This is a genomic window from Candidatus Kapaibacterium sp. (assembly GCA_023957315.1).
GTDB lineage: Bacteria > Bacteroidota > Ignavibacteria > Kapaibacteriales > UBA2268 > PGYU01.
In genome coordinates, this window is record JAMLHE010000005.1 from 259,800 (window position 1) to 271,443 (window position 11,644).

The window sequence follows — 11,644 nt, forward strand, 5'->3', positions numbered from 1 at the left end:
ATCCCGCTTAATTTTTCGGTTCCAATTGCTCTATTTAGGATTCGATTTTGTTGCTTTAGTATCGCAACAATCTTTGCCGGACATTTTGGATGTTTTGTCTTTGTTGTCACAGGCTTTGCCTGTAGTTTTGCAACATGCCTTTTCACCGCTTTTGCATTCTTTAGCATTAGCTAAGTCAGCTTTGTAACCCATGTCTGCAATTAGTTGTTTGATTTTCGAATCGTCAGTCTTGTCAGCATCATATTTGACAGTTACAACTTTGGAAGCAACGTCAGCTTTAGTTTCGATTACACCACCGGCTTTTTTCAATCCTTTTTGAATTTTAGAAGCACAAGAGCCGCAATGTAGATTAGTTTGGTAGCTTGCTTCTTTGATTTCACCTGCATATGATACACTCACAACAAATAAAATAGCCAAGAAAATTGAGCTTATGGACTTAATTTTTTTAAGCATATAAATTCCCCTTTGATAATATAGATAAAAAATAACAAACAAAAATAACTAATTATTCAATAATTCCAATGCTTTTTCTAATAGTAATTCCGTATAATTCAGAAATTTATTGTGATTTCGCAGTAAAAGCACGTTAGGTTCGACGCTTTTACCGTTTAGCAATCTGTTGTCCGAATCGAAGGCTTTCATGCCTGTCATCGAGACACTTGTCCCGCCGATTAGTCTTGTCGTAAAGGTTTCCCCGATTAAACCGGCTGTTGGAGCACCAATCAAGGTACCCAATTGATATTCTTTGATAATATGTGCTACTGCTTCCGTATAGCCAATGGTTGACTCATCAATCAGGAAGATTAACTTAGTGTCCGAATATTTCTGTCTGCCTGTGATTCCCCCCGAATAAATGGTTTTTGATAGTAATTGCTTTTCAGGCTTGGTATATATTGGAATTTCCCAACGCACACCCGCCAAGTCTTTATCTGAAAATAGACTCAAAACATGTTCACTCATACTAATATGTCCCCTCATATCGAACACAAACGCCTTTGCTTCTGTAATTTGGTCAGTAATGCGCTTGAAGTAATTATCACTTATTTGTGTCATATCCACGTAATACACAAATGAATCCAACTCGACAATTGGTTCTGGTCGTGGCTCGTAAATATCATAAAGAAGCACATTTCTACTTACAGATACGTCACGAGATTTCCCTTCCTTATTTTTCAAAGTCAGTGTACTCTTTGAGTCCCTCTCTCCTATCCGGATATTTGCCAAAGCCCTCAAAGTTAGGTAACGCTGATTGACAAAGTAGTGCCTGCTTTCGTATTCTTTTATTAAATTTTCAATCTTAATTCCGTCAACATGAGTTATCATATCTCCTGCGGTGATATCCAATGATTCATCGATTACAGAAGTCACAATCACATCATGCTCAAATTTATGGAAAACAAGCGGGAGACCGTATTTCAAGTCGTAAAACTGATTCCACGCGATTGCTCTGGGGTCATTCAATATTTGAAGCATATTGTTCAAAACAATCGAAAATTCATCGTAGGAGTTAGCCATACTTGCAGATTTTAACGATTGAATCAACAGATTTTCGAGTTCGGCAACCTCAATTTTGTTGATTGAAAAGTGCCTGATTATATTCCAAAGTTGAATCACAGCAGCTAACCTTGTGGTTTTGTCAGAAATCGTGGGATTATAACCAAAAGGTTTGCCGGAAATTTCTAAATTATTTTTGGCAAAATCTTCAGGTAATTGTTCCTTTTCAAAAGGTATGACTAAGGGGAAAGCTAAATCAAATTGTTTGTTAATAGGGAATCTCGCTAATTCACCCATATCGGGGAAATTGACCATAGTTTCAGTATCTGAACTGATTCTGAGCGAGAACGAGCCACCATACTTGGTATTTGGGTCTCTTCCTGCATTATATCCGGCGCTTAAAACAGCAGGCTCCATTTCCCAAGAATTCAAAGTATTTCCGGCTCCGGATTTTTCAAAATCACCATTTGGAACGATAAATTCCTTTTCTAACTTTTCGCCATCAAAAATTTGAACTGTTACATCGTCGTAATAAGCGGCTCCTTCGCCTAAGAATACTAATGCTAAACGCATATTATAAACATTTTCGGGCATTATGATTTCAACACTATATTTGTTCCATTCATTATCAAAAGCCGGTGTCTCGGAATTTGTTGCAAAAGTATATTCTTGGGAATTAATTATGTCCGTCTTGCACCAAATTTGAGCGTTGCTACCCGGAGATTTGCCGTCCACTTTTATCATTGCCGATACTACAACTTTTCTGTTATCATATTTTATCATGTCAATATTCTGAAAGACTGAACCTTCGCGGCTTCTTGTAGTTGAGTAAACATTTCTGAGCATAGAATAATATGCCGGACTGTTCTTCACAACCGGACCACCGGCGATTTCTGCTACATAAGCAATCTTTTCCTGAATAGAAGTTGGTGTTCTGAACGAATAGTTAATTTCTTCATTTTTCTTAAGAATATTAGCTTGTGGTGCGATATCCTTCAACAACGCCTTCATGTCGGGAATGAACTTATCGGTATTATCCAGTATTTGCGAAATTGAATAGAGGATAAGCCTCTCTTGGTCTATTGAACGGAAATTTTGCGAAGGATAGAAATGATGCAAATAACCATACAACTTTGCAAAAGTCACAAGATTTGGGATGACTTTTTCAGGGAGGTTTTGGGGTGGTAAATCAACCGATGCTTCGGGGTTGATAATATCTATACTTGTAGCATCAGCCCAAAGTCTTGCTTTACCTTTCAATAAAAAACCGAACCTCAATTCATCTGCATTATAAGGTATAAACGCTGTAATCTCCTTCTTGTGCCAGACGCTGTCTTTGATTAAGTCATCTTCACCAAACTCAGTAACAATAGATTCTTTTTTTTCATCGCGTACTACAATCCATAATTCTCCTTTGGCATCGGATTCGCCTAAATTGCATTTGACCCAAGCAGAAAAACGAATCAACTTATTACGATAGGGATAGGCATCAACAGATTGGTACAAAGTGGACATATTAGGACTTCCATCGACGAATGAAGTATCAGCATTATAATGCGGATTGTCAATAACCACGCTGTATCTGCCTTCATAAGAAGTCTTATGCTCAACAAAGGCAATGTAACCTGCTGAAGCAAGTTTTGAAGGAAATACCCAACCATCGGGGACATAACCCGGTCTGCCCTGCTCGAAATTGAGGTTGTCAGGTTGATAAAGTATATTTGAATAAACATTTACAGTTGCTAAAAGAATCGAAATAATAATAACTTTCTTCACAATTTTTTCCTTAATTTCACTTTCTCAATAAATAATGACACATGAAACAATAAAATGTTTACAAAAAACTACTTATTTGTTTCGAGTAATGCAAAAATAAGATAAATTTGAATAATGAAAATATACACAAAAACGGGCGATGACGGAACGACAGGCTTATTTAACGGAAAGCGAGTCGCCAAGTATGATTTGCGTGTCGAATCATACGGCACTGTCGATGAGTTGAATAGCATCATTGGTTTGGCTAATTCGGGCGAAGTACCTCAACCGATTAAGGATGATTTGACAAAAATCAGCCATCTTTTATTTGTTCTGGGTACCGATTTGGCTACTCCCACAGAGCCTCCGCCAAAATTCAAGGTTGACAGAATCAACCAAAACGACATCGAATTCATAGAAAATTTGATTGATAGTTACGTGGAAAAATTACCCCTTTTGAAGAGTTTCATTTTGCCGGGCGGCTCGGAAACTTCAGCCAGATTGCACGTAGCACGGACAGTAGCAAGACGTGCTGAGCGTTTGGTAGTGCATTTGGCAACTTTAGAGTCAGTTTCCAAAGATGTGATTTTATTTCTAAATCGCCTTTCAGACTATTTATTTACAGCGGCTCGCTACGCAAACTTTTTGTTAGATGTGCCCAACGTTGAACGCGAAATTAGATAAAATTTATCTGAGCAAAATGTAGATATAACCCACATAAAGCAGTAGGAGTATTAAGCCCTCTTTTCGGTCTATGACAAATCCGGTGCGAGCCAAAGGAAGCAACACCACTGCAAACATCATCATGATGGATAAATCAATATAAGTGATATTCCCAAAATTAATCGGGTTGATTACGGCAGCTATGCCCAGAATGGCGAGAATATTGAAAATGTTAGACCCGACAATATTGCCCAAACTAATATCGCTCTCCCCTTTGACAGATGCAACCACACTTGTTGCCAACTCAGGCAAACTTGTACCGATAGCGACGATAGTCAAGCCGATAACAGACTCGCTAATATTGAAAAAACGAGCTATTTCGACAGCATTATCTACAAACAAATTTGCTCCTACAATCAGCAAAGCCAAGCCACCGATGATAAAAGCAATATTCATCCACATTGGCTTTGACTTTTTTACTAATGAATCTATCTCTGTATCAGCTTCTGGATTGCCCTGCTTTGACACGATGAAAATGTTGTACCACAAATAAACGATAAGTAACAAAATGAGAATCACACCCTCTATCCTGCCTATTTGCCCGTCAATCAGCATTAATATCGGCAGAACTGTTACGCCACACATGATGATAATATCCTTGCGTACAATTTGAAGACTAACATTAATCGGCTTGATTAGTGCCGTAATTCCTACAATCAACCCAATATTACATATATTCGAGCCGATGACATTCCCCAAAGTTATGTCACCACTTCCGGCAAGATTCGCATTGACGCTGACGACTAATTCCGGGCTGCTCGTGCCGAAAGCAACGATTGTCAGACCAACTATAAGTGGCTTGATGCCCATTTTGAATGCAATCCGAGCAGAACCACCCACCAAACCATCAGCCCCGAAGTACAGAAGCGCCGAAGCAATCAACAGCATCAAAAATGATATGAGCATAGATAAAATTGAATTTATGAAAATTAGTAAGTGCGAAAATAATTCTTATTCCGTATGTTTTTTCATTTTTTTTTATAAAATTTGAAATTTCATTATGAAGTTTGGAAAAATATTGATAAGTTGTTATTTTGAAATGTAAGAAAATTATGAAACAAGTGATTTTTGACACAAATAAATTTGAAGCATTGCTCTGTTTGAATTCGGAATTGCCGGATTACGTGTTTGATTTATACCCTAATGTTCCAATTATTGCCGCTGATGGAGCAGTTTTCGAGCTACATAAGTTGGGATTGAGAGCAACAAAAGTAATCGGAGATTTAGATTCGGGCAAACGTGAAGAAATTGAAAAGATGTATGATTCGGTAGATATTATTGAAATTTCAGACCAAGAAACCAATGATTTCGAAAAATGCTTGCTTTGGCTTGAGCATGAAGGAATGAAAAACATTTTGATATTAGGTCTTCATGGAGGATTGCTCGAACATACTTTGAATAATTGGAGCATATTGATGCGTTACGGCAGAAGGCTAAACCTTTGCAACTACGAACTCGGGAGATATGGCATTCCAATTTACGATTCTATAAAAATGAATTGCGTGGAAAATGAAATTGTTTCGTTAATACCTAATGGAATGGTTAGATTGACAACTCGAAATTTGAAATGGGAATTGGATGACGAAATTTTGCAATTTAGTCAACGCGAGGGCGCCAGAAATGTTTCGGTGGCAGACAGTTTCGAAATAACAGTTTCAGAAGGCTCTTTTTTGTTGTTTGTGGATTCGAGGCTGCCTTTTAGTCCGATTTTTTTATAAATTGTATATCAATCAGGGGCGATAAGATGGAAAAAGATGTTAGAATAATCGAAAGTGAGCATCTATCAAAGGATGTAGAGCTTGTAAGTTACGGGCGCTACGGAATAGCTATGATAATATTCCCCACTCAAGGCGACTCATGCCATGATGCGGAGAATATCGGTTTTGTACATGCTTTGAGGGAGTATATTAATTCCGGTAAAGTCAAGATTTATTCTATTTCAACTGTAAATTTGCAATCATGGCTCGACCCGGGCAAATCAGATGAGGAAAGAAGTCGCAGACACTTTGAATTCAATCGATTTTTGGAAGAAGAGTTAGTACCCTTTATCTACGAATCCTGCGGTGGACCGGTCCCAATGCTAACAATGGGGGCATCAATTGGAGCTTATCATGCTGCAAACACATTTTTCAGACGACCCGATATTTTCATGGGGACTATTGCTTTAAGCGGCTTTTACGACATCCGAAAGTTGACAAAAGGTTATTTCGACGAAAATTGTTATTTCAATTCGCCTGTTGATTATCTCCCCAATCTAAACGATAACTACTGGATGTCTTATTTGCTCAATCGTAAACATATTTACTTGGCTTCCGGTAGTGGACGATACGAAAATCCCGAGCAGACTCAAAATTTTTCCGATATTCTAAGACTAAAAGATATTAAACATAGATGTGATTTGTGGGATACTAAATGGGACCATGACTCAAAAACGTGGAATGAACAATTGAAACATATTACTAACTCTTTTTTATAAGTAGCGGCAATGAGCATTCTTACACTTCCATTTGGCAATAAAACAAAAACAGAAGAAAACAGTAACCATAAATTTGGGCTTGATGTTCAATCCGATTTGACATTTTTGCTCAAAGAATGCAAGACTCACCTCAATAAATTTAACGAACAAAAAATCCGCAAAGCTTTCATGATGTGCTTGGACGCTCATGAAAATCAAATCCGTAATTCCGGTGACCCATATTACACACACCCGCTTGAAGTTGCTCGCATTGTGCTTAAAGAAATCCCTTTGGACGAAACTTCGGTGATTGCGGCTTTGTTGCATGACGTGCCTGACCAAGGCGACGTTTACCATATTAAAGACATCAGATTGGAATTTGGTTCGACCGTAGCTAATATAGTTGAAAATATTTATCGAATAGGGCATATTGAAAACAACAATCTTCCCGTTGATAATCAGGCAGAAAATTATCGAAAATTATTGATTTCTTTATTCCGCGATGTCAGAATTATACTTATCAAATTAGCGGACAGACTTCACAATATGCGAACTTTGGAGTATTTACCTGAAGAAAGCAGAATTAAGCTATCCAAAGAAACTATGGATATTTACGCTCCATTCGCCAACCGATTTGGCTTACGTAATTTGAAGTGGGAACTGGAAGATTTGGCATTCAAATATTTGAATCAAGAAGCTTACGAAGAAATCAGAACGGCATTGAATTTGTCGCGAGAAGAACGCGAGGAATACATAAAGCAATTTATCAAACCAATCGAAGAAAGATTAGCTCAAGAGGAATTGCTCAAAAAGCTGAAAATAAAATTTACAATTGACGGCAGACCAAAGCACCTATACTCAATATACAATAAGATGCGTTCTCGGAGCAAAAGCATAAATGAGTTATATGACCTATTCGCAGTTAGAGTAAATTTGGATAATAAAGACCCTTTTTTATGTCATTATGTTTATGGCGTTGTTGCGAGCATTTATATGCCTGTACCCGAGACTTTCAAAGACTACATCAATAATCCCAAACGAAACGGTTACCAATCCATTCATTCGGCAGTAGTTGGGCTGAATAACAGAATCGTCGAAATACAAGTGCGAAATATTTCCATGCATGATATTGCCGAAAAAGGATTGGCTGCACATTTCATATACAAAAATCAAGTCGGTCAGCATAGTATTCTCGAAAAGAAGCAAATAATGGAATGGGTTCAAGTTGTGAGAAGTATTTTCGAAAATGCCGGTTTGAGTACAAACGAAGATGTCATCAAAAATGTCCGAAATAATTTTCTACTTGATGAAATTTACGTTTATACTCCCAACAACGAATTTAGGACTCTACCAAAGGATTCGACGCCGCTTGATTTCGCTTTCGACATACATACGCAAATCGGATACAGCTATATAGGTGCTAAAGTAAACGGCAAAATAGTTCCAATTGAGCACAAACTCGAAAGCGGCGATATTGTTGAGATTCTTACATCCGAGCATCCTCAGCCAAAATCAGATTGGTTGCAATATTTAGTGACTCCAAAAGCAAAATCAGCCATAATTAAATATCTCAAAGACGAGGAAAAACGTAATATTATCGAAGGAAAAAAGATTTGGAATACGAAATTGCAAGAGTATGCATTGCGAATCGCCGATGATGAAATTGACAAAGTTGCAATTTCTCTTCAATTTCCTACAAAGGAGGATTTGTTTTTGGCAATAGCTAAGAAAAAGATTGATTTTGAAAGAACAATGGAATTTATCAAATATAAGCTGAAAGACGGATTCAAAATAGGGAATGAACTCCGAAAAATTGTCGAAAAATCAAGTTCAACCATACTTTCATCCGACAATTACTTGCATTTTACTGAAAAATTTGATGCTATTGAATTTGAGCGAAATGATAGAGGATTATTCGAACTGACAATCAATGTCTCTGTTAACAATAATATTCAGATACTCGAGGAAATGAATTCAAAGATGATTTCGGTGAATGATATTGAATTGAAATCACTTTCTTACCAATCCGAAGGAAATATTTTGAAAGAGCGAATAGAGCTGTTAGTCCCTGATAAGAAGCACATAAAGATGATTTTCGAGAACATTTGGAGTGTTCACGGAGTAATTTTAGTTGAAATTGATAAAAATAAAAATTGAAGTTAAGAACTTTTTTATTTATTTTTGAAAAGATGATGTTAGTATAATATAAAGTAAGCAATCGTGAATTTGACACTAATACTATTTATGATATTGGGAACCTTAGCAATAGGTTCGGCAATTGTAACTATAGCAAGCAGGCATCCCGTGCGTTCGGCAATGGCTTTAGTCTTGCATTTCTTCATGTTGTCGGGTCTATATCTGACACTAAATGCGCAATTTATCGCAGCCATTCAAATATTAGTTTATGCCGGCGCCATAATGGTGCTTGTCATATTCGTAATCATGTTGCTCAACTTGTCGAACGAAGAGAAATTGAAATTGAAGCTTTCCTCTCGATATGTACTTGGATGGGTGTTTGGTTCGGCACTCGCTTTCCTTCTGATGACACTTTATATCACTCACTCGAGTTTCAGCCAATTCAACGAGGAAACAGCAGCAGCAGTAGGCACCGTCAACAATCTTGGTAACGAACTTTTCACCAATTACATCGTCCCCGTGGAACTGATTGGTGTACTACTTACCGGAACAATCGTCGGGGCATTAGTTTTAGCAAAAAAGAAGTTAGAAAATTAAAAAGTAAAAAATCATGCAAGCAATACCCATAGAATATTACCTCGTTTTGTCGGGCATCATCTTTTCGATTGGTACGATAGGAGTTATTACCCGCCGCAACGCAATTATCATTTTCATGTCAATCGAATTGATGTTGAATTCTGTCAATCTTACCTTTGTAGGCTTTGCCGCTAATTTTGGCGACGCCTCCGGACAAGTATTTGTATTTTTTGTCATGTCAGTAGCCGCCGCCGAAGCTGCAATCGGATTAGCAATCGTCATCGCCCTCTTCAGAATCAAACAAAGCGTCAACGTTGATGAAATCAACATTTTGAAGTGGTAAAGTAAAAGCCCGAAGGGCTTAAATATGAATAACCATTGTAAAAGCCCGAAGGGCTTAAATGTGAATAACCATAGGTGAAACCTATGGAAAGAGTAATTGAGCACAAAGTCAAAGCCCGAAGGGCTTAAATGTGAATAACCATAGGTGAAACCTATGGAAAGAGTAATTAACTTAAGCACAAGGTAAAGCCCGAAGGGCTTAAATGTGAATAACCATAGGTGAAACCTATGGAAAGAGTAATTAAAACACAAACAACTCCGAAGGAGTTGAATAAAAGAATCAAAAGATTATGAGCACATATACCCAAATAATCTATCAGATAGTTTTTAGTACCAAAAACAGAGAACGCACTCTTACCAAGCCAAACAGAGAAGAGCTTCTGAAATACATCTGGGGTATATTGAAAAGCAAAAATTGCCATCTGTACAGAATTAGCGCCGTAGAAGATCATTTACATTTAATCACACACTTGCATCCAACAATCTCATTAGCCTCGCTTGTCAAAGATATAAAATTGGCAAGTTCTACATTGATTAAACAGAAAGGTTTGTTCCCAAACTTTGGAGGCTGGGCGGAAGGCTACGGAGCATTTACCTATAGTATCAGAGAAAAAGACAGATTAATCTTGTACGTGAAAAATCAAGAAGAACACCATCGAACCAAAAGTTTCCGGGAAGAATTTATAGAAATGCTGCAAGAGCATGAAATTGAGTTTGATGAGAAATACCTTGTGTAACAACATTCAACCACTTCGTGGTTGGGATTTCCACACATGTTCTTCTCCCCCGCATTTCATACGGGGTTATTCATATTTAAGCCCTTTGGGCTTGTAATAGGGTGCATTTGATTCGTTCCGCGCATTTCATACGGGGTTATTCATATTTAAGCCCTTTGGGCTTTTTGGGGAAACACCGCATTTCTTCTCCCCCGCATTTCATATGGGGTTATTCATATTTAAGCCCTTCGGGCTTTTTGGGGAAACACCGCATTTCTTCTCCCCCGCATTTCATACGGGGTTATTCATATTTAAGCCCTTCGGGCTTTTTGGGGAAACACCGCTTTTCTTCTCCCCCGCATTTCATACGGGGTTATTCATATTTAAGCCCTTTGGGCTTTTTGGGGAAACACCGCATTTCTTCTCCCCCGCATTTAATACGGGGTTATTCATATTTAAGCCCTTCGGGCTTTACTTACCCAATACCCCTTCGGGCTTTCTATTCTTTTACGAATGGTACAAAGCGATTGCCAATTTTTATGAAATAGGTGCCGGTTGGCAAATCTGATACATTTACTCTAACTTTATCGCCTACGGAGAGGCTTGAAGTGAAGTTTTGAATTTCTACTCCCAGCACGTTAAATATTTGCACTTCTATATCTGTGTTTTCAGCCATACGGTTAACCGTATGGTTGATATCGTATAGATGGATTGTGAGATAATCTGAGGTAGGATTGGGATAAATCATGAAGTTGTTGGCAATTGCGTCATCAACTGATGCTTCGAGCAAGCACTGTACTTCGAGACTGATGGCATGTGCTGAACACATTTGTTCCATATCATCCTTTTCCATTATTGCTCCCCACATTGGGTCTCCATATTCAATGCCCGGGATACCACCGTTCAAAAACAAGGCAATCATGAAAACATCGGGGTCGAGTGCATAAAAATCTGAAAATGCTGCTGATGAGCGAAAGGCAGCGGCTACTTTGTCGCTATTTTGCCATGCAAAATCGTCTAAAGATTGCTCTAATTCTATCGGTAATCCACTTTCAAGTATTTCTTCGGCAGCGAATTCTTCAATTATATATCCGCCGAGAACGGGCTTGAATACTACATAGCCGCGAAAATCTGTTCGCGATTCATTTGTAAATATATACATCCATAAGTCGCCCTTTCCGGTCGTTATATCGAATCTCATTTCCATTGTTTGACCAAAAAATTCAACATCTTGATTCATTGAGACGACAAAAATCAATTCCGGAGCGTCAATTCCGTCATCAATGACTCTTTCGCGAACAGATGGGAGGGGCTCAGTGGCGAGTTGCTTTTGCATAAGCTGGCTTTCGGCTGTATTTGTGACGAAGAGTGCTAATAAACTTAGTATAATAAAATTTTTCATCAAAGTACCTAATTATTGTTAACTATATTTGTAAATTATACAATA

Annotated in this window: 11 protein-coding genes; 7 read left to right on the forward strand and 4 right to left on the reverse strand. The window is 38.0% G+C overall.

Annotated features, from left to right (window positions below):
- Positions 1–30: 30 nt before the first annotated feature.
- Positions 31–453, reverse strand: coding sequence for a heavy-metal-associated domain-containing protein (locus M9949_07465; protein MCO5251245.1), 423 nt, complete (start codon positions 451–453; stop codon positions 31–33).
- A gap of 48 nt (positions 454–501) precedes the next feature.
- On the reverse strand, positions 502–3,270 hold the full coding sequence (locus M9949_07470) for a S41 family peptidase (GenBank protein ID MCO5251246.1): 2,769 nt from the start codon (positions 3,268–3,270) through the stop codon (positions 502–504).
- Between the two features lie 114 nt (positions 3,271–3,384).
- Between M9949_07470 and M9949_07475 the strand changes: the two genes are divergently transcribed.
- Positions 3,385–3,933, forward strand: coding sequence for a cob(I)yrinic acid a,c-diamide adenosyltransferase (locus M9949_07475; protein MCO5251247.1), 549 nt, complete (start codon positions 3,385–3,387; stop codon positions 3,931–3,933).
- A gap of 3 nt (positions 3,934–3,936) precedes the next feature.
- Here the strand turns inward: M9949_07475 and M9949_07480 are convergent, their stop codons facing one another.
- Positions 3,937–4,878: a calcium/sodium antiporter gene (locus tag M9949_07480; GenBank protein MCO5251248.1), complete on the reverse strand. Its 942-nt coding sequence runs from the start codon at positions 4,876–4,878 to the stop codon at positions 3,937–3,939.
- 146 nt (positions 4,879–5,024) lie between these two features.
- Here M9949_07480 and M9949_07485 point away from each other — a divergent pair, with 146 nt between their 5' ends.
- From M9949_07485 to tnpA, 6 genes are all read left to right on the forward strand, one after another.
- A complete protein-coding gene (locus M9949_07485) occupies positions 5,025–5,690 on the forward strand; it encodes a thiamine diphosphokinase (GenBank protein ID MCO5251249.1) in 666 nt (221 codons plus the stop codon).
- A 26-nt stretch (positions 5,691–5,716) separates the two neighbouring features.
- The gene (locus M9949_07490) at positions 5,717–6,448 is read left to right on the forward strand and encodes an alpha/beta hydrolase-fold protein (GenBank protein MCO5251250.1); all 732 of its coding nucleotides are present in this window, start codon (positions 5,717–5,719) and stop codon (positions 6,446–6,448) included.
- Between the two features lie 9 nt (positions 6,449–6,457).
- Positions 6,458–8,584: a RelA/SpoT family protein gene (locus M9949_07495; GenBank protein ID MCO5251251.1), complete on the forward strand. Its 2,127-nt coding sequence runs from the start codon at positions 6,458–6,460 to the stop codon at positions 8,582–8,584.
- Positions 8,585–8,653: 69 nt separating this feature from the next.
- Positions 8,654–9,160 carry an NADH-quinone oxidoreductase subunit J gene (locus M9949_07500; protein ID MCO5251252.1) on the forward strand — a complete coding sequence of 169 codons (507 nt, stop codon included), beginning with the start codon at positions 8,654–8,656 and terminating at the stop codon, positions 9,158–9,160.
- A gap of 13 nt (positions 9,161–9,173) precedes the next feature.
- Positions 9,174–9,482, forward strand: coding sequence for an NADH-quinone oxidoreductase subunit NuoK (nuoK, locus tag M9949_07505; GenBank protein MCO5251253.1), 309 nt, complete (start codon positions 9,174–9,176; stop codon positions 9,480–9,482).
- 289 nt (positions 9,483–9,771) lie between these two features.
- Positions 9,772–10,218, forward strand: coding sequence for an IS200/IS605 family transposase (tnpA, locus tag M9949_07510; protein MCO5251254.1), 447 nt, complete (start codon positions 9,772–9,774; stop codon positions 10,216–10,218).
- Positions 10,219–10,696: 478 nt separating this feature from the next.
- Here the strand turns inward: tnpA and M9949_07515 are convergent, their stop codons facing one another.
- The gene (locus M9949_07515; GenBank protein ID MCO5251255.1) at positions 10,697–11,599 is read right to left on the reverse strand and encodes a T9SS type A sorting domain-containing protein; all 903 of its coding nucleotides are present in this window, start codon (positions 11,597–11,599) and stop codon (positions 10,697–10,699) included.
- Between the last annotated feature and the right edge of the window lie 45 nt (positions 11,600–11,644).